Annotated in this window: 20 protein-coding genes; 8 read left to right on the top strand and 12 right to left on the bottom strand. The window is 60.1% G+C overall.

From position 1 onward, the window contains the following. The first annotated feature begins 117 nt into the window (after positions 1-117). From hemA to JOE29_RS19910, 6 genes are all read left to right on the top strand, one after another. Positions 118-1,395 (top strand): glutamyl-tRNA reductase, encoded by a 1,278-nt coding sequence (gene hemA, locus JOE29_RS19935; RefSeq protein ID WP_003317121.1) that lies wholly within the window; start codon positions 118-120, stop codon positions 1,393-1,395. Further along, a complete protein-coding gene (prfA, locus tag JOE29_RS19930; protein WP_003317120.1) occupies positions 1,392-2,474 on the top strand; it encodes a peptide chain release factor 1 in 1,083 nt (360 codons plus the stop codon). The genes hemA and prfA overlap by 4 nt, the downstream gene beginning before the upstream one ends. After that, the gene (gene prmC, locus JOE29_RS19925; protein ID WP_003415040.1) at positions 2,475-3,308 is read left to right on the top strand and encodes a peptide chain release factor N(5)-glutamine methyltransferase; all 834 of its coding nucleotides are present in this window, start codon (positions 2,475-2,477) and stop codon (positions 3,306-3,308) included. Continuing rightward, positions 3,302-4,072 (top strand): molybdopterin-synthase adenylyltransferase MoeB, encoded by a 771-nt coding sequence (locus JOE29_RS19920; RefSeq protein ID WP_162885441.1) that lies wholly within the window; start codon positions 3,302-3,304, stop codon positions 4,070-4,072. The genes prmC and JOE29_RS19920 overlap by 7 nt, the downstream gene beginning before the upstream one ends. Continuing rightward, positions 4,065-4,880: a glutamate racemase gene (murI, locus tag JOE29_RS19915; protein WP_032658911.1), complete on the top strand. Its 816-nt coding sequence runs from the start codon at positions 4,065-4,067 to the stop codon at positions 4,878-4,880. The genes JOE29_RS19920 and murI overlap by 8 nt, the downstream gene beginning before the upstream one ends. A 118-nt stretch (positions 4,881-4,998) precedes the next feature. Further along, positions 4,999-5,517, top strand: a complete 519-nt coding sequence (locus JOE29_RS19910; RefSeq protein ID WP_002552154.1) for an acyloxyacyl hydrolase — start codon at positions 4,999-5,001, stop codon at positions 5,515-5,517. 306 nt (positions 5,518-5,823) lie between these two features. Here JOE29_RS19910 and JOE29_RS19905 read toward each other — a convergent pair whose 3' ends face one another. The 12 genes from JOE29_RS19905 to JOE29_RS19850 form a co-directional block, all read right to left on the bottom strand. Continuing rightward, entirely contained in the window at positions 5,824-6,183 is a 360-nt protein-coding gene (locus JOE29_RS19905; protein ID WP_044309893.1) for a YkgJ family cysteine cluster protein, read from the bottom strand. Then, a complete protein-coding gene (locus JOE29_RS19900) occupies positions 6,138-6,647 on the bottom strand; it encodes a DUF2878 domain-containing protein (RefSeq protein ID WP_010424813.1) in 510 nt (169 codons plus the stop codon). Before JOE29_RS19900 ends, JOE29_RS19905 begins: the two co-directional genes overlap by 46 nt. Then, positions 6,640-7,908: a cyclopropane-fatty-acyl-phospholipid synthase family protein gene (locus JOE29_RS19895; RefSeq protein ID WP_032658908.1), complete on the bottom strand. Its 1,269-nt coding sequence runs from the start codon at positions 7,906-7,908 to the stop codon at positions 6,640-6,642. The genes JOE29_RS19900 and JOE29_RS19895 overlap by 8 nt, the downstream gene beginning before the upstream one ends. Then, complete coding sequence (locus JOE29_RS19890; RefSeq protein WP_210079790.1) at positions 7,895-8,695, bottom strand: DUF1365 domain-containing protein; 801 nt, start codon at positions 8,693-8,695, stop codon at positions 7,895-7,897. The genes JOE29_RS19895 and JOE29_RS19890 overlap by 14 nt, the downstream gene beginning before the upstream one ends. Beyond that, a complete protein-coding gene (locus JOE29_RS19885) occupies positions 8,692-9,939 on the bottom strand; it encodes an FAD-dependent oxidoreductase (RefSeq protein WP_210079789.1) in 1,248 nt (415 codons plus the stop codon). Before JOE29_RS19885 ends, JOE29_RS19890 begins: the two co-directional genes overlap by 4 nt. Further along, positions 9,936-10,724, bottom strand: coding sequence for an SDR family NAD(P)-dependent oxidoreductase (locus JOE29_RS19880; RefSeq protein WP_016567262.1), 789 nt, complete (start codon positions 10,722-10,724; stop codon positions 9,936-9,938). The genes JOE29_RS19885 and JOE29_RS19880 overlap by 4 nt, the downstream gene beginning before the upstream one ends. Then, positions 10,721-11,143: a nuclear transport factor 2 family protein gene (locus JOE29_RS19875; protein ID WP_024959473.1), complete on the bottom strand. Its 423-nt coding sequence runs from the start codon at positions 11,141-11,143 to the stop codon at positions 10,721-10,723. The genes JOE29_RS19880 and JOE29_RS19875 overlap by 4 nt, the downstream gene beginning before the upstream one ends. Further along, entirely contained in the window at positions 11,136-12,584 is a 1,449-nt protein-coding gene (gene phrB, locus JOE29_RS19870) for a deoxyribodipyrimidine photo-lyase (protein ID WP_003345245.1), read from the bottom strand. Before phrB ends, JOE29_RS19875 begins: the two co-directional genes overlap by 8 nt. A 9-nt stretch (positions 12,585-12,593) precedes the next feature. Continuing rightward, positions 12,594-13,496 carry a MerR family transcriptional regulator gene (locus JOE29_RS19865; protein ID WP_003421700.1) on the bottom strand — a complete coding sequence of 301 codons (903 nt, stop codon included), beginning with the start codon at positions 13,494-13,496 and terminating at the stop codon, positions 12,594-12,596. A gap of 3 nt (positions 13,497-13,499) precedes the next feature. After that, positions 13,500-14,462 carry a DUF523 and DUF1722 domain-containing protein gene (locus JOE29_RS19860; RefSeq protein ID WP_010424802.1) on the bottom strand — a complete coding sequence of 321 codons (963 nt, stop codon included), beginning with the start codon at positions 14,460-14,462 and terminating at the stop codon, positions 13,500-13,502. Positions 14,463-14,579: 117 nt separating this feature from the next. Continuing rightward, on the bottom strand, positions 14,580-14,795 hold the full coding sequence (locus JOE29_RS19855; protein WP_210079788.1) for a TIGR02450 family Trp-rich protein: 216 nt from the start codon (positions 14,793-14,795) through the stop codon (positions 14,580-14,582). Continuing rightward, positions 14,792-15,778, bottom strand: coding sequence for an FAD-dependent oxidoreductase (locus tag JOE29_RS19850; RefSeq protein ID WP_198701386.1), 987 nt, complete (start codon positions 15,776-15,778; stop codon positions 14,792-14,794). Before JOE29_RS19850 ends, JOE29_RS19855 begins: the two co-directional genes overlap by 4 nt. A 289-nt stretch (positions 15,779-16,067) precedes the next feature. On the opposite strand from JOE29_RS19850, the gene JOE29_RS19845 reads away from it, so the two are divergent. Further along, on the top strand, positions 16,068-16,970 hold the full coding sequence (locus tag JOE29_RS19845; RefSeq protein ID WP_210079787.1) for a TIGR01777 family oxidoreductase: 903 nt from the start codon (positions 16,068-16,070) through the stop codon (positions 16,968-16,970). A 27-nt stretch (positions 16,971-16,997) separates the two neighbouring features. Continuing rightward, positions 16,998-18,020 carry a ferrochelatase gene (gene hemH, locus JOE29_RS19840; protein WP_004402682.1) on the top strand — a complete coding sequence of 341 codons (1,023 nt, stop codon included), beginning with the start codon at positions 16,998-17,000 and terminating at the stop codon, positions 18,018-18,020. Positions 18,021-18,329: the final 309 nt, after the last annotated feature.

The following is an 18,329-nucleotide window of genomic DNA, read 5'->3' as shown; positions in this document are numbered from 1 at the left end:
GACCCAAAAGCACGGTCTGCGACGAGCGATTGTAGTGGGACAATAATATGTGGTGGTTGTTCTGAGCTTATCGAAGTAGGACAATTACCGGCTTCACGTCACCACCTGCGACCCTGAATGGCCTTCCTTGCACTCGGTATCAACCATAAGACCGCCTCGGTCGACGTTCGCGAGCGTGTGGCATTTACCCCGGAACAGCTGGTCGAGGCATTGCAGCAGCTCTGCCAACTGACGGAAAGCCGCGAGGCTGCGATCCTTTCTACCTGCAACCGCAGCGAGTTGTACATCGAACACGAGCACCTCGGCGCGGACAGTATTCTTGCCTGGCTCGCCAATTATCATCACCTCAGCCTTGAAGAGCTGCGCGCCAGTGCTTACGTGCACGAAGATGACGCTGCCGTGCGGCACATGATGCGTGTCGCCTCGGGGCTCGATTCGCTGGTGCTCGGCGAGCCGCAGATTCTCGGCCAGATGAAGTCCGCCTACGCCGTTGCCCGCGAAGCCGGCACGGTCGGGCCATTGCTCGGTCGACTGTTCCAGGCGACGTTCAGCGCCGCCAAACAGGTGCGTACCGACACCGCCATCGGCGAAAACCCGGTCTCTGTGGCCTTTGCCGCAGTCAGCCTGGCGAAACAGATTTTCAGTGACTTGCAACGCAGCCAGGCCTTGTTGATCGGTGCAGGCGAGACCATTACGCTGGTCGCCCGGCATCTGCACGATCTGGGCGTCAAGCGTATCGTGGTCGCCAACCGTACGCTGGAACGCGCCAGCATGCTTGCCGCCGAGTTCGGTGCGCACGCGGTGCTGCTGTCGGACATCCCGGCGGAACTGGTCAACAGCGATATCGTGATCAGCTCGACGGCCAGCCAGTTGCCGATTCTGGGCAAGGGCGCCGTGGAAAGTGCACTGAAGCTGCGCAAGCACAAACCGATTTTCATGGTCGATATCGCCGTACCGCGGGATATCGAGCCTGAAGTCGGCGAGCTGGACGATGTTTACCTGTACAGCGTCGATGACCTGCATGAAGTGGTGGCAGAGAATCTCAAGAGCCGTCAGGGCGCGGCGCTGGCCGCCGAGCAACTGGTCAGCGTGGGTGCCGAGGACTTCATGTCGCGCCTGCGCGAACTGGCTGCAGTCGACGTGCTGCGTGCCTATCGTCAGCAAAGCGAACGGCTGCGTGACGAAGAGCTGAGCAAGGCGCAACGTATGCTGGCCAACGGCAGCAATGCCGAGGACGTACTGATCCAGCTGGCGCGTGGCCTGACCAACAAATTGCTGCATGCACCCAGCGTGCAGCTCAAGAAGCTGTCTGCCGAAGGCCGCGTCGATGCGCTGGCCATGGCCCAGGAACTATTTGCCCTCGGTGAGGGCTCGACGGATAAAACCCCGCAATGAAAGCTTCACTGCTCAATAAGCTGGATGTGCTCAGCGACCGTTTCGAGGAACTGACCGCGCTGCTTGGCGACGCGGAAGTCATCAGCGATCAGACACGCTTTCGCGCCTATTCCCGTGAATACGCCGAAGTGGAGCCGGTCGTTACGCTCTATGCGCAGTTGCTCAGGGTGCAGGGTGATCTGGAGGGCGCACAGGCGCTGCTCAAGGACAGTGATCCGGACATGCGCGAAATGGCCGTCGAGGAAGTTCGCGAAACCAAGCAGCAACTGGTCGAGCTGGAAGCGCAATTGCAGCGCATGCTGCTGCCCAAGGACCCGAATGACGGTCGTAACGTGTTTCTGGAAATCCGCGCGGGCACCGGCGGTGACGAAGCGGCGATCTTCTCCGGCGACCTGTTCCGCATGTATTCGCGGTACGCCGAGCGGCGTGGCTGGCGGGTCGAGATTCTTTCCGAAAACGAAGGCGAGCATGGCGGCTACAAGGAAGTCATTGCGCGCGTCGAGGGTGACAGCGTCTACGGCAAGCTGAAATTCGAGTCCGGCGCGCACCGTGTGCAGCGTGTCCCGGAGACCGAATCCCAGGGCCGCATCCATACCTCTGCCTGTACGGTGGCGGTGTTGCCGGAGCCTGACGAGCAGCAGGCGATCGAGATCAACCCTGCCGACCTGCGTGTCGACACCTATCGCTCTTCGGGCGCTGGTGGTCAGCACGTCAACAAAACCGACTCGGCGATCCGCATCACCCACTTGCCGTCGGGTATTGTCGTCGAGTGTCAGGAAGAGCGTTCGCAGCACAAGAACAGAGCCCGGGCAATGTCCTGGCTATCTGCCAAACTGAATGATCAGCAGACCAGCGCGGCGGCCAATGCCATTGCCAGCGAGCGTAAGCTGCTGGTCGGCTCGGGTGACCGTTCCGAGCGCATACGTACGTATAACTTCCCTCAGGGGCGAGTGACGGATCACCGCGTGAACCTGACTTTGTATTCGCTGGATGAAGTTCTGGCGGGCGGAGTCGATGCAGTGATAGAGCCGCTACTCGCTGAATATCAGGCTGATCAACTTGCGGCACTGGGTGAGTAAATGACCATCATCGCAAGTGTACTCAGAAGCGCCGAGCTTCCCGATTCACCCACTGCACGGCTTGATGCCGAGTTGCTGCTGGCGGCAGCGCTGGGCAAACCGCGCAGTTTCCTGCACACCTGGCCCGAGCGCATCGTCAGCACCGAAGCCGCAGTGGCATTCGCCGGCTACATGGAACGCCGCCGCAAGGGCGAACCGGTCGCTTACATCCTCGGCCAGCAGGGCTTCTGGAAACTTGACCTGGAAGTCGCTCCGCACACGTTGATCCCGCGCCCCGAGACCGAAATGCTGGTCGAGGCGGCACTGGAACTGGTGCCTGCCTTCGCGCCGGCTCAGGTGCTGGACCTCGGCACCGGCACCGGCGCGATTGCGCTGGCGTTGGCCAACGAACGCCAGCAATGGAAGGTCACTGCGGTTGACCGTGTACCAGAGGCCGTCGCGCTGGCCGAACGTAACCGGCAGCGCTTGCAACTGAACAACGCCGAAGTCTTCGAAAGCCACTGGTTCGGTGGCCTGCAAGGTCGACAGTTCGACCTGATCATCAGCAACCCGCCGTACATCTCTGATGCCGATCCGCATCTGTCGGCTGGCGACGTGCGTTTTGAACCGAGCAGTGCGCTGGTGGCCGGTTCCGACGGGCTGGATGACTTGCGCACGATCATCGAACAGGCGCCTGCACACCTCAACGCGGATGGCTGGCTGCTGCTGGAACACGGCTACGATCAGGGGCCAGCGGTGCGTGAGCTGCTGATTCGCCAGGGCTTCGAGCGTATCCAGACGCGCCGTGATCTGGGCGAGCATGAGCGCATCACGTTCGGATGCAAGCCGTGCTGAGTGACCAGGAGCTGCTGCGCTACAGTCGCCAGATTCTGCTGCAACACGTTGATATCGACGGCCAGCTGCGACTCAAGCAAAGTCGTGCGCTGATCGTGGGCGTCGGCGGGCTTGGCTCGCCGGTGGCTCTGTATCTGGCCGCCGCAGGGGTCGGCGAACTGCATCTGGCGGATTTCGATCACGTCGACCTGACCAACCTGCAACGCCAGATCATCCACGACACTCAGAGCATCGGACAGGCCAAGGTAGACTCGGCCATCGCCCGGCTCACCGCGATCAATCCCGAGATCACCCTTGTCGCTCATCGCGCAGCGCTGGATACCGATTCACTGGACGCGGCGGTACAGGCCGTCGATCTGGTGCTGGATTGCTCGGATAATTTCGCCACTCGCGAAGCAGTCAATGCCGCCTGTGTCGCTGCCGGCAAGCCATTGGTCAGCGGAGCAGCCATCCGGCTCGAAGGGCAGTTGTCGGTGTTCGACCCGCGTCGTGCGGACAGCCCTTGTTACCATTGTCTGTACGGGCATGGCAGCGAAGCCGAACTGACCTGCAGCGAGGCCGGTGTCATCGGGCCGCTGGTCGGTCTGGTTGGCAGCCTGCAGGCGCTGGAGGCGTTGAAACTGCTGGCCGGCTTTGGCGAGCCCATGGTCGGTCGCCTGTTATTGATCGACGCCTTGAGCACGCGTTTCCGTGAACTGAAGGTCAAGCGTGACCCGGCGTGCAGCGTCTGCGGTGCGGCCAGCGTGCAGGGCGAGCATGCGTGACGTGCATATGAGCCATGGCAGCGATGCGCCAGTCGGAATCTTCGATTCCGGGGTCGGTGGTCTGTCGGTGCTCAATGAAATCCGTCAGCTATTGCCCAGCGAGTCGCTGTTGTATCTGGCGGACTGCGGGCACATTCCCTACGGCGAAAAAACTCCCGAATTCATCATTGAGCGTTGCCTGACGATTGCCGGGTTTTTCCGCGAGCAGGGTGCCAAGGCGCTGGTCGTCGCCTGCAACACGGCCACGGCAGCAGGTGTGTCACATATACGTCAGCGCTACCCGGACTGGCCGATTGTCGGCATGGAGCCAGCGGTCAAACCGGCTGCCGAGGCAACCCGCAGCGGCGTTGTCGGTGTGCTGGCGACCACCGGAACGCTACAGAGCGCCCGCTTTGCGGCCTTGCTGGACCGTTTTGCCAACGATGTACGGGTCGTGACCCAGCCGTGCCCCGGGCTGGTCGAGCTGATCGAAACCGGCGACCTGGTCAGTCCGCAAATCCGTCAGTTGCTGCAGCACTATGTCGAGCCATTACTGGCAGCACGCTGTGACACGATCATTCTGGGCTGCACGCACTATCCGTTCCTCAAGCCATTGCTGCGCGAAATGCTCCCGGAGTCGGTCACCCTGATCGATACCGGAGCCGCAGTGGCGCGGCAGCTGCAGCGTCTTTTGGCGCGGTCCGGCCTGCTTGCCAGTGGTGTCTCCCGAGACACTGTGTATTGGTCTAGTGACATACCGGACAATTTCAGAAAAATCCTACCTTTTTTGTCGCAAAACGTCGGCGATGTGAGAAGCTTCCGTTTGTAAAAAAAACGTGAAAAAAGGCGCTTTTGGGGTGAACTTACGTCGCCTCCGCGGCTTCTATAAAAGCGGCTGATGAATTCCAACACTTTTCGTACAATTTAATATATTTAGGACGTTTCTCATGAAGAGACTCTTTTGCCTGGCCGTGATTGCGGCCGCTTTGGCAGGGCAAGCTTCAATCGCGCAGGCTGATGGTGTTGAGTTTTCGGTCGGTCAGACCGGCGAGTCCACCATGACTTATCGTCTGGGCGTGCAGTTTGATTGGGATAAAACCTGGCTGCAAAGCGACATCGGTCGTTTGACCGGCTACTGGGATGGCGCTTACACCTACTGGGATGGCAAGGACTACAAGGATAACCACAGCCTGTCGTTCTCCCCGGTTCTGGTCTACGAATTCGGCAACGGCAACGTCAAGCCATACGTAGAAGCCGGTATCGGCGTCTCGGTGTTCTCCAACACCCAGGTTGAAGACCGCAAGTTCGGTTCTGCCTTCAACTTCGAAGACCGTATCGGTTTTGGTCTGCGCTTCGCGGGCGGGCATGAAGTCGGTATCCGTGCGACCCACTACTCCAACGCCGGCATCAAAGAGCCGAACGATGGTATAGAAAGCTACGCACTGCACTACAAGATGCCGTTCTGATAAAACAGCTGCCTCTCATGCCAGCGCCCCGCGTTGGCATGCATTTCGTGACGCTCCGCTCCGGACCATCCCCCCCCCCCCCGCAGAAGAGCCCGGGTGACGGCGCTTTCAGGCTTCTGCCCGCAGGGCGTAGGAGCGAACTTGTTCGCGAAAGGGTCGGTATATTCACCGAAAATACTTCGTCTGAACTGACGCCTTCGCGAACAAGCGAAGCGTCGCCCGGTCCGCTCCTACGGCCTTCGGCCAGAATCAAGAACAGATTTGTGTATAACGCTTAGCACAGCGCGTGGGGACGATAGTGATGAATCAAAGATAAGCCGTCGCAATCCCTTTGCGTTCATTCAGGCAATCTTCCGCACCCGCTTCGAATTCACGACAGATCAACGGGCGTTTCTCGTAGATCGTACACATCATCGTGTTGCGATCCAGCGCAGCGCACCAGCCGTCATCCAGACGCAACATGACTTCGCCACCCCACTCATCGGTATCTATGTAACGCTCAGGCACGCCCGTGTCGGTGATCAGCATCACTTCCAGCTGGCAACAGCAGGCTGCGCAGGTCGAACACGTGACTGCCGGTTCTTCGCCGTGGATCTCTGCGAGCGGAATGAGTGTAGCGTTCAGAGCGGTTCTCCCGAGTGTCTGGCGGCGCGGGCTGCCAGCCATTGCAGCAGGGGAAATACACCCGCCCAGACCAGCCCCAGCACCAGCATGCCTGGCCACACTCCGAGGGGAAGATGGACCTGTGCCAGTTGCGAGCCGGCATAGTACGACATCGGGCCGCCAATAGCGCCCAGCACGACTGCGCGCCATAGCGGCTTCGCTGTCCAGGCCAGGCAATGATTGAGCGTGGTGCCCAGCACCGCCCACAACAGTGCCAGCCACAGCGGCAAGAGATAGCCGCCCGTGCCGAAATCAAAAACGCCGAGTGTCATCAAGGCACTGTCCAGCACGATACCGATCAAGGTCACGGTCAGAATCAGCCGGCCTTCGGCTGCCCATGAGCTGATCCACAGAAAATGCAACGCCAGGACGCCGACAGCGATCAGCAGCCAGAAACTGTTGCCGCCCAGTACGCAGGCGAACCAGCCGATCTGAAACAACAGCGCATTGGCGATAGATTTAAGCATTGAAGCGCCCAAGCAAGGGTTCGCGCAGCGCTTCGGGTTTGGCGAGCAGCAGCTGCGCGGTGCCAATGGTCCGCTCCAGGAAGCCGCCTTCGCAGTAACACAGGTAAAACTCCCACAGGCGCAGGAAATGCTCGTCGTAACCCAGTTCGGCGAGTTTGCCGTGGGCGTCTTTGAAGTTGTCGTGCCACAGGCGCAGGGTGCGCGCGTAGTGCAAGCCGAAATCTTCCATGTGCAGCAGGTTCATGTCGGTATCGCTGCCGACGATGTCGAGCATCTTCGCCACCGAGGGCAGCGCGCCACCGGGAAAAATGTAACGCTGGATGAAGTCCACATTGCTTTTGGCCTGTGCGTAACGCTGCTCGCGGATGGTGATCGCCTGCAGCAGCATCATGCCGTTGCTTTTCAGCAGGTTCGCGCATTGCTTGAAGTACGTGGGCAGAAAGCGATGGCCGACCGCTTCAATCATCTCGATGGACACCAGCTTGTCGTACTCACCGGTCAGGTCACGGTAGTCGGTCAGCATCAGCGTCACCCGATCCTGCAGGCCCAGTTCGATCAACCGTCGCTCGGTGTAGGCGAACTGTTCCTTGGACAGGGTTGTGGTGGTCACCCGGCAGCCGTAGTGCTGCGCCGCGTAAATAGCCATGCTGCCCCAGCCGGTGCCGATTTCCAGCAGGTGATCGGTGGGTTTCAGGGCGAGTTTCTGGCAGATGCGCTCGAGTTTGTTCAACTGCGCCTGTTCCAGCGTGTCGTCTTCGCTGAGGAACTGTGCGGCTGAGTACATCATCGTCGGGTCGAGAAACTGCTCGAACAACGTGTTGCCCAGGTCGTAGTGGGCCGCGATGTTTTTCTGCGAGCCTTCGCGTGTATTGCGGTTGAGCCAGTGCAACGCGTGAATCAGCGGTCGGGTCAGGCGCGCCATTCCGCCCTCCATCGCATCCAGCACATCCAGATTGCTGACAAACACCCGGACCACCGCCGTCAGGTCTGGTGTCGTCCAGTAGCCGTGAATGAAGGCCTCGCCCGCACCGATGGAACCGTTGCTGGCGACCATGCCCCAGGCTGCCGAGTCCAGAATATGGATTTCAGCCTGAATCAGCGCGCCGTTCTTGCCGAACACATGGCGCTCACCCCGTTCGACAATCACCAACTGGCCGTTGCGCAGTCCTGCGAGTTGCCGCAGCACACCTCGGCGCAGGAGGTTGGCAGTCAAACCATTGGTGCCCAGATTGGCAGAAAAACTACTGCTACTGCTTTTCATGGAGTGAGTCCTTGGATTGCGCGGCGGCAGCACGGTACTCGCCGTCAGCGGCCTGATGGGAAAAGATCGGTATGCGTTTGACCAACAGGCGCATGGCCTGCCAATAAATGGCCAGACAGGTTTTCGCGGTCATCCATGGATAAGCGATCAGATAGCGATGCAGCGTCTTGCGGTTCAGATTCTGGCGGGTCAGATTGAGCGTGGCGTCAAACATCTTCAACTCGCCTTGCCAGTCAGCCATGTGCACACCGATCCGTTCGGCGGGCTGGCTGAAGCTCATGCGGTATTCGAGATCACGTGGCAGGAACGGTGAAACATGAAAGGCCTTGGCCACGGCAAAATGCTGATGGCCTTCACCGGTGGCGGGCAGCACGTAGCTGTAGCGCTCGCCCCACGGGGTATTGGTCACTTCACACAGAATGCCGGCCAGTGTGCCGTCAGCCTCGTGGCAGTAGAAAAAACTCACCGGGTTGAACGACAGGCCCCAACTGCGTGCCTGGGTCAGCAGGCAGACGCGACCCGAGGGAGTACGCCCCAATGCTTTGCCGACCCGCTCGCGGACCGCCTCGATGAGCGTCAGCCCTTGCCCGGTCAGCTCTGGCAGATAGTCTCGCTCACGAAACGAGAACGGCGCAAAACGCCCCCGGCCTGCCAGTGGGGAGAGCCCCAACACGCTGTCCTGTTCATCCAGATCCAGATAGAGCAGGCCTATCCGATAGGTGAACTCATGGGCGCGCGGTGCAAACCGCCGGTGGCTGATCCAGCCACTGTAGAGCGCGCTATTCACAGCGTTTCACCAAAAGCCTGGGCGACACGCAGGCCGCTGACCACGCCGTCTTCGTGAAAGCCATTGGCCCAGTAGGCGCCGCAGTACCAGGTGTTATCCACACCATTGATTTCCTCCCAGCGCGCCTGTGCAGCGATCGCACCGAGGCTGTATTGCGGATGGGCGTAGCGGTAGTAGCCGAGGATTTTGGTCGGGTCAATGGCCGCCGTCTGGTTGAGGCTGACGCAGAACGTCGTGTCGCTCTCGATCCCTTGCAGAATGTTCATGTCATAGGTGACGGCGGCCGACTGCTGTTCGCCGCCGCCCAGGCGATAGTTCCAGCTCGCCCAGGCCAGTTTGCGCTTGGGCAGCAGTCGCGTGTCGGTGTGCAGCACCACATCGTTTTCGGCATAGCGCAGCGCGCCGAGAATCGACTGCTCGGCACTCGATGGCTGCGCCAGCAGGGCCAGGGCCTGATCGCTGTGGCAGGCAAACACCACCTTGTCGAAACGTTCGCTGCCCATGGCGCTATGCAGCGTCACACCTTCGCGGTCACGCTCGACACGTGTGACCGGGCACGACAGACGAATGCGCTCGCGGAACGAGGCTGTCAGCGGTTCCACATAACTGCGGGAGCCGCCCTGAATCACGCACCATTGCGGGCGGTGGGTGACCGAGAGCAGACCGTGATTCTTGAAAAAGCGCACGAAGAACTGCAACGGGAAGCCGAGCATGTCGGCCAGCGACATCGACCAGATCGCTGCGCCCATGGGCACGATGTAATGATCAATGAAGCGCTGGCCATAACCGCCGGTCTTCAGGTACTCGCCCAGCGTGGTATCTGCCGCTATGCGCTGGTTTTCCAGATCATCGACCGATTGGCGATTGAAACGCAGGATATCGCGCAGCATGCCCCAGAACCGCGGCGACAGCAGATTGCTGCGCTGGGCGAACAGGCTGTTGAGGTTATTGCCGTTATATTCCACGCCAGTGCGCGGATCATGCACCGAAAAGCTCATTTCCGCAGGCTGGAAGCCGACACCCAGCTGGCCTAGCAGGCGAATGAAATTGGGGTAGGTCCAGTCGTTGAAGACAATGAAACCGGTGTCAATGGCGTAGGCGCGGCCCTCGACCTGCACGTCCACCGTGTGAGTGTGCCCGCCGATCCAGTCCGAAGACTCGAACACGGTCACCTCATGCGCGCGGTTGAGCAGGTAGGCACTGGTCAGGCCAGAAATCCCGCTGCCAATGACTGCGATCTTCATTGCGCGTCCTTATTCGACGATTCGCTGCGCGCCATACGTTTACCGAGGGCGAGTCGGGCGCGTGCCGGAAGCAGGGCCAGTAAGCTCATGCTGAAGATGAACAGCGCCGGAAAGGCGATATCCAGTGGGCGTTTGTTGCGCCCCAGTTTGCTGGCGATGTGCTTGGCTGCCTTTTCGACAGGCCAGCGCATCGGCATGGGGAAATCGTTTTTCTGCGTCAGCGGTGTGTCGACGAACCCAGGGCTGACCACTGTCACGTCGATGTTTTCGCTGGCCAGGTCCAGACGCAGCGCTTCGAGCAGATAACGCAGGCCGGCTTTCGACGCGCCGTAGGCTTCGGCGCGGGGCAGGGCCAGGTAGGTCACCGCACTGGCCACGCCGACCAGGTGCGGCTGATGACCTTTGCGCAGCAGCGGCAACGCGTGCTCGATGCAGTAACTGCTGGCCAGCAGGTTAGTACGCACCACGCGTTCGACCATGGCCGCTTCAAACTGCCGGGCATCGATGTATTCGCAGGTGCCGGCGTTGAAGATGGCGGTATCCAGGGCTCCCCATTGCTGGGCGATGTCGTCGGCAATCGCCTTGACTTGCTCGGGGTCGGTGATGTCACCGGTCACCAGCAGCACCTGCGTGGGATAAACGTTCGCAAGGTTCTGCAATGGCTCAAGCGTGCGGGCGGTCAGCGCGAGCCGATGACCGGCGTTGAGCAGTTCTTTGGCCAGCGCCAGGCCAATGCCGCTGCTTGCCCCGGTCAACCAGATGCGTCGTGCAACAGGAGTGCTCATCCCAACCTCTTCTTCAACCAATGGATGACTCGACCCATGATGGGCAGATGTTCGTAGAGCAATGCACCGGCATCGAAGTAGTCCCGGTGTCGATAAACCTTGTCGCGCCACTTCAGGTGCGAACAGCCTTCTACCTGAATTGTCCGGCCGGCGGCCAGACGCGGATGCGAATAACTCATGGTCCAGACCAGATAGCCCTCGCCGGGGCGCACTTCGTCGAAGGCGTGGAAGTCGAAACGCAGGTCCTGGACGTTGGCGTACAGCTCGCCGAAATAGCGGCGCATGGCGGCAAGGCCATGGATATCGTGCATCGGATCGCTGAACGACACGTCTTCGCTGTACAGCTCGGCAACCTGGTCAAGGTTGTCCTTGTTCAGCGCGGCAAAACCTTCGGCGAAGCGATGCAGGAAATCAGCCATGTTCGACTCCTGCGGCCGGCTGTCGAGCCGGGAGCGCCTTGAACGCTGCCAGGGCGCGGGCGCGGCTCTTGCTCAGGTCGACGATGGGTTTCGGGTAGTCGGCAGCGCCAAACAGGTCACCAATTAATGACGGGTCGTGAATCTGCTTTTTATTCATATCCGCCAGTTCCGGCAGCCAGCGCTTGATGAACACGCCTTCGGGGTCGAAGCGTTCCGACTGCGACAGCGGATTGAAAATACGGAAGTAGGGCGCCGAGTCGGTGCCGGTGGATGAGCTCCACTGCCAGCCACCATTGTTCGACGCCAAGTCGCCGTCGATCAGGTGGCGCATGAAAAAGCGCTCGCCTTCACGCCAGTCGATCAACAGGTTCTTGGTGAGAAACATTGCAACGACCATCCTTAGCCGATTGTGCATCCATCCGGTTTCCAGCAACTGGCGCATCGCTGCGTCAATGATCGGCAGCCCGGTGCGCGCCTCTTGCCAGGCGCGCAGTTCTTCAGGGGCATCACGCCATTTCAACGCCTCGGTTTCCGGGCGAAAGGCGCGATGACGCGATACGCGTGGGTAGCCGACCAGCGTGTGTTTATAGAACTCTCGCCATAATAGCTCGTTGATCCAGGTCACGGTGCCCACGTCGCCAGTCTCGAACTCGCCCTGATTACTGGCCAGGGCCGCGTGCAGGCACTGGCGTGGCGAAATCACCCCGGCCGCCAGATAGGCCGACAGCTGGCTGGTGCCGGGCTTGGCCGGAAAGTCGCGTTCGGTCTTGTAGTAGCTGATCTGCTCGTCGGCGAAGGCGTCCATGCGCCGTCTGGCTTCCGCCTCACCGGCCGGCCACAGGTCACGCAACGCTTTCGATGGCGTGGCAAAGCCCTTGACCTGATCGGGAACCGCATCGCTTTTTATCGACTGTGCCGGCTGCGCTTTCGGGGTGCGCACCGGGTGCGGCATGGCCTCGTGCAGTCGGGTATAGCAGACCTTCTTGAACTGGGTGAATACCTGAAAATAGTTGCCGGTCTTGGTCAGGATGCTGCCGGGCTTGAATAACAGCTGATCGAGGTAGCTGTTGAAGTGCACACCGGCTTTTTCCATCGCCTTTTGCACCGCCTGGTCGCGGCGAGTTTCGTTGATGCCGTACTCCTGATTGAGGTGCAGGCCCTCGACCTTGAACTGTGTGCACAGCTTTGCCAGCACTTCAGGCGCCTGGTCCCAGCTGTCCGCCTCGCGGATCAGCAAGGGAACATTCAACGCGCCCAGCGCCTTCTCGAGCTCGACCAGATTGCGCAGCCAGAAGTCGACCTTGCAGTCGGCATCGTCATGGCTGCGCCACTGCGCAGGACTGAGCAGGTAGACCGCCAGCGTCGGACCGCGCTCCATGGCGGCGGTCAGGGCAGTGTTGTCTTGAGCGCGCAGGTCACTGCGCAGCCAGATCAGTTGCATGAGAAGTCCTTAGATAAGTCCGAGCTTACCCAGCTCGATCTGAGCGCTGAGTACGTCGTGGGCAAGGGTCAGTCCAGATATCTCCTTGGCCTGTACGAGCAACTCGGCATTATGGATCTGCACCGTTGGTCCGCCCAGCACGACAGGGCAGGTGATATTGGCCAGCAATCGGGGCAAATGGGTCACGTTCAGCGACTTGCTGGAATACAGCAATATGCCGCGTGGCTTGAGGTATTCGGCTGCCAGCGCCAGCTCGCCGACCGGCAACGGCCAGTCGAACACCTCGACCGGACAGTCGGCGCTGCTCACCAGCCAGGCCGCGAGCCACAGATGCGGCTCCAGCGGCAGATCGGACTGATTGACCAGCAGCAACGGGCTGCCATTGAGCTGGCGGTTATTGTGATAGATGCGCGCGCCGAACTTGCTGCGCAGCCAGGAGTAGAAAAACGTGCGCTCCAGTTGTGCGCCGAACTTGCCTTGCCAGCGTTGTTCAAGTTCGGCCAGCAGCGGCAGCAGCAGCTGTTCACACAGCGTGCGCGGCGGGTACAGCGACATCGCCTGATTGAACACATCATCGACCCGGCGTTCGGCCAGCTCGCCGATCGCGACCAGCAAGGTCTGACGCAAGGCGTCCCAGTCGTTGGTCGGCGGCAGGGCGTCCTGGCGATTGTCATCGATCAGCCCCTTGACTTGACTGACGGACACGCCACGGTTGAGCCAGGTCAGAATCTTCATGACGCGCTGCACATGCTCGTCCGAATACAGCCGATGACCTTTGGCGGTGCGGTGCGGGACGATCAGTCCGTAACGCCGCTCCCAGGCACGCAGGGTGACGGCGTTGACGCCTGTCTGCCGTGCGACCTCGCGGATCGGCAGCCAGTCGCCCGGCACCTCTGTGTCTGTATCATTCATGAGTCAAATCGCATTGCGCAGGCTGAGGTTTTCCGGGTGGGGCTGCATGTACACCTGCAGTGCCACATACGGGTCCGGATGTTGGCGAAAATGATGCTTGAGCAGCGTCAGCGGCACAATCAGCGGCACGATGCCCTGATGATACTGGGCGATGACCTGCTGGATTTCCTGCTTGTCTTCACTGGTAATGGTTTGTTTCAAATAACCACACAGGTGCTGCAGAACGTTGGTGTGAGTACTGCGCGTGGCGCACTTTTTCAAGGCAGCCATCAGTTGGCTGAAATACAGCGGCGCGATTTCATTCGGGTCGGTGCGGCCCATGCTGCCGAGCATCTTGCCCAGCGCCTTGTATTGCACCGGGTCATTGGCCATCAGTTGGTATTTGTAGCGCGAGTGGAATTCGGTCAGAGCGCGCCGGGTGACGCCTCCTTTCAGCAACTGTTTCCAGGCGGCGTAGGCAAACACGCGGGTGACGAAGTTTTCGCGCAGCACGGCATCGTTGAGCCGCCCGTCTTCCTCGACCGGCAGATCAGGATGACGTTCGCAGAAGGCCTGCGCATAGATTCCGCGACCACCGCCATCGACCGGGGCGCCGTTTTCGCGGTAGACCTTGACGCGCTCCAGGCCGCAGGACGGGGATTTCTGCATGAAGATGTAGCCGCAGATATCACCCAGCTCAGCGGCCATCTGTATGCCGTAATCTGCCAGTGCCTCGGTAACGTCCAGGTCACGATTGACCGTGCCGAGCGCCTTTGGGTTTTCTGCGTCGCCTACCAGCCTGATCGGCTCGCGGGGGATGCCCATGCCGATAGCAACTTCAGGACACGCCTGGACGAAATCGAAATACTTGCTCAGCGCCTGTGTACACAGATGAGATTCCTTGTGTCCGCCATTGAAGCGAACCTCGGCACCCATCAGGCAGGCACTGATGCCGAGTTTGGGTTTTTCGATTACGGACGCCGCCATCAGTCACCTCTACAGAAGACTTGTACAGATAGTTCGTGCTGTACAACTTGTCTTCATCATAGGGGTGTAACTGTACAAGTCAAATTCTTTGTAGAGGGCGGTAAGGGCTGATTCCAGCTACTTCCAGCCCATCCGCCAGGTATCCGCCTGTTGCAGCACTTGCCACGGCAGTCGCTCGCTGCGCTGGGTCAGCACGGCCTGCAGCTCGACTTCCAGAATGGTGCCTTCTTCGTCCTTGAACAGTTCGGTCACCAGAAAGTGTTTTTCCCGATTGAGCGGGGTGGCGGCTGTCCATTTCGACAGCAGCAGCTTGCGCGGGTTGATCTGATTCATTGCACATGCTCCAGCAGTCGGCGCGCGGCTTCCTGGCCACTCAGCCAGGCACCTTCCACACGCCCGGACAGGCACCAGTCGCCGCACACGTAAATGCCCAGATCGGCGTCCGACAGGGCGCCCCATTCGTGAGAGCCGGCAGGTCGTGCATACAGCCAGCGATGGGCGAGGCTGAACACCGGCGCGGGCATGGTGCAGTCGATCAACTCAGCGAATGCGCCGTGCAGCTGCTCGGTGACCTGTTCTCTGGAGGCGTCGATATTCTGCTGGCTCCACTGGCTGGTGGCGTGCAGTACCCAGGTATCGAGCGTGGCGTCGCGCTGAGGTTTGCTGCGGTTACGGGCCAGCCAGTCCAGCGGGCTGTCCTGCACGAAACAACCTTGCATGGGCGTCTGCAGCGGGGTTTCGAAGGCCAGCGCCACAGCCCAGGTCGGGTCCATCTTTACGCCTGCCACGACGCTGGCCAGTTTCGGCGCGGCAGCCAGCAGGGCAGTGGCCTGAGGGGCCGGAGTGGCGATGATCACATGGCTGAAAGGGCCGTGGCTTTCGCCGTCGGCATCCAGCAGGTTCCAGTGTTGTTCGCCGCGAAATACGTCAGTGATGCGGCACGAGAACGACACCGGCAGATCGCCGCGCATTGCCCGCGTAATGGCGCTCATGCCCGGTGTGCCGACCCAGCGTACTTGCTCGTCCGGTGAAGGGCTGAGCCTGCCGTCATGAAAGTTGTAGAGTGAGGGTGTCCACTCGGCGACATGGCCCTGGGTTTGCCACTGCTTGACTGCGGTGGCAAAGCGCCGGTCACGGGCGGTGAAATACTGTGCGCCCATGTCCAGCGAACCTGCGTCGCTGCGCTTGCTGGACATACGACCGCCGCTGCCGCGGCTCTTGTCGAAAAGGTGCACCTGATGCCCGGCGGATGTCAGCGCCTGAGCTGCTGAGAGTCCGGCGATACCGGTACCGATGATTGCGATAGGGACAGTCATAGGGGCCTCGTTACCTTGTCTGTACAGACTACGCCGTAGTTAAAACCTGTACAATCTTCTTGTTTGGTATAACTTGCAGTGGTTTTGGCATTTAGCGATTGAGTCACATTGCCACCGGCAAGGTCGAACCGTTCAGCGACTCGGGCAAAGGCCTCGGAGGCTGCGTTTCATTCTGCTGTGGCCTATGGTTCAGCTAACAGTTTCGTTTTCCGGACCAACGTCACGGACAGCGTTATTGGTAAAAATAAGACTACCCAATTGTCACCTACGCCACGCGAGGTTATCTGCCATGCACATATTGCTGACCGGTGGTACTGGTTTGATAGGACGAGCGCTCTGCCGTTCCTGGTCTGCTCAAGGCCATGAGTTGACGGTATGGAGCCGAAAATCCGCCGACGTCGCCGAGCTGTGCGGCCCCTCGGTACGTGGCATTGCCAGCCTTGATGAGCTGGGTGCGCAGCCGGTGGATGCAATCATCAATCTGGCAGGCGCGCCCATTGCGGATCGTCCCTGGACCCGCAAACGCCGTCTGTTGCTGTGGGAAAGTCGCGTCGGCCTGACCGAACAACTGCTGAAATGGCTGGGCACTCGCGAGCAAAAGCCTGCGCTGATGATTTCCGGTTCCGCAGTCGGCTGGTACGGCGACAGTGGCGAGCGCGAAATCGACGAAACCTCGCTGCCTGCCAAGGAAGACTTTGCCAGTCAGCTGTGCAACGCCTGGGAAGAAACCGCGCAACGCGCCGAGGCGCTGGGTGTGCGGGTGGTGCTGATACGCACAGGGCTGGTGCTGTCCGATCGTGCCGGTTTTCTGCAGCGTCTGTTGCCACCTTTCAAATTCGGCATGGGCGGGCCGATCGGCAATGGCAGGCAGTGGATGCCGTGGGTTCACATCCAGGATCAAATCGCCGCAATTGATTTTCTGTTGAATCTGAATGAAGCAAAGGGTCCTTATAATGTGTGTGCGCCTTCACCGGTGCGCAATCGTCAGTTTGCCAAGTCACTGGCCGGCATTCTGCACAGACCGGCATTCATGCCCATGCCTGCGCTGGCCCTGAAGGTATTGCTGGGTGAGCTGTCGGTATTGCTGCTCGGTGGTCAGCGTGCGCGGCCGGAGCGTTTGCAGGAAGCTGGTTTTACATTCAAGTACACCGAACTCGACATTGCCCTGCAGGATTTGCTGGGTCGCCACTGAACGCTGTTGAAATGAATAGGATGTTGCATGACCGATCACGCTTTGTTGCTGGTCAATCTGGGTTCGCCTGCTTCTACTCAAGTGGCAGACGTGCGCAGCTATCTGAACCAGTTCCTGATGGATCCTTATGTGATCGACCTGCCATGGCCCGTGCGCAGGCTGCTGGTCTCGCTGATTCTGATCAAGCGGCCCGAGCAGTCCGCACACGCCTATGCGTCCATCTGGTGGGATGAAGGTTCGCCCTTGGTGGTGCTGAGCAAGCGTCTGCAGCAGGCGATGAAAAAGGAGTGGTCGCACGGGCCGGTCGAGCTGGCCATGCGTTATGGCGAGCCGTCCATTGAAACGGTGCTGACGCGGCTGGCAGAGCAGGGCTTCAAGAAAGTCACCCTGGCCCCGCTGTACCCGCAGTTTGCCGACAGCACGGTGACCACGGTCATCGAAGAAGCCAAACGGGTGGTGCGCGCCAAATCGTTGAAGATGCAGTTCTCGGTTCTGCAGCCGTTCTACGATCAGCCCGAGTACCTGAGTGCGCTGGTGGAAAGCGTGCGGCCGCATCTGGATCAACCTTACGACCATTTGCTGCTGAGCTTTCACGGTCTGCCTGAGCGGCACCTGCACAAGCTCGACCCGACCGGCAAGCATTGCCTGAAGGACGACTGCTGCATGACCGCACCCGCCGAAGTGCTCGCGACCTGCTATCGCGCGCAGTGCATACAGTCGGCGGCGGCATTCGCCAAGCGTATGGGCATTCCTGACGGTAAGTGGTCGGTGTCGTTCCAGTCACGTCTGGGGCGCGCCAAGTGGATCGAACCCTACACCGAAGCGCATCTGGACGAACTGGCGGCGAAAGGTGTCAGGAAGCTGCTGGTCATGTGCCCGGCGTTCGTGGCTGATTGCATCGAGACGCTGGAAGAGATCGGTGACCGAGGTGCCGAGCAGTTCAAGGAAGCCGGGGGAGAGGAGCTTATCCTGATCCCGTGCCTGAACGATGACCCCAACTGGGCGAAAGAGCTGAACCGACTGTGCGAGCGTGCGCCGTTGATGTTGTGACGAGCAGAAAATCAAAGGCGGACGCAGAGCGTCCAGAAGTGCATGCCCACGCGGAGCACTCATCGTTATACATAAGTTCGCTTTTGATTCTGGCCGAAGGCCGTAGGAGCGAACTTGTTCGCGAAATGGCCGGTATAGTCGCCAAAAATGCAGCGCCTAAAACATCGTCTTCGCGAACAAGCGAAGCGTCGCCCGGTCCGCTCCTACGCCGTGCGGGCAGAGGCCTGAACGCCGCCATTTTCCAGGCTTTTCAGGGCTGTGTATAACGATGAGCACGGAGCATGGGCACGATAGTGGTCCTGCAGACGT

Source organism: Pseudomonas sp. PvP009 (assembly GCF_017832995.1).
In the GTDB taxonomy this organism is placed as follows: Bacteria; Pseudomonadota; Gammaproteobacteria; order Pseudomonadales; family Pseudomonadaceae; genus Aquipseudomonas; species Aquipseudomonas syringae.
Note: the sequence above shows the minus strand (reverse complement) of the source record. Positions and strands in the feature narration are given on the sequence as shown.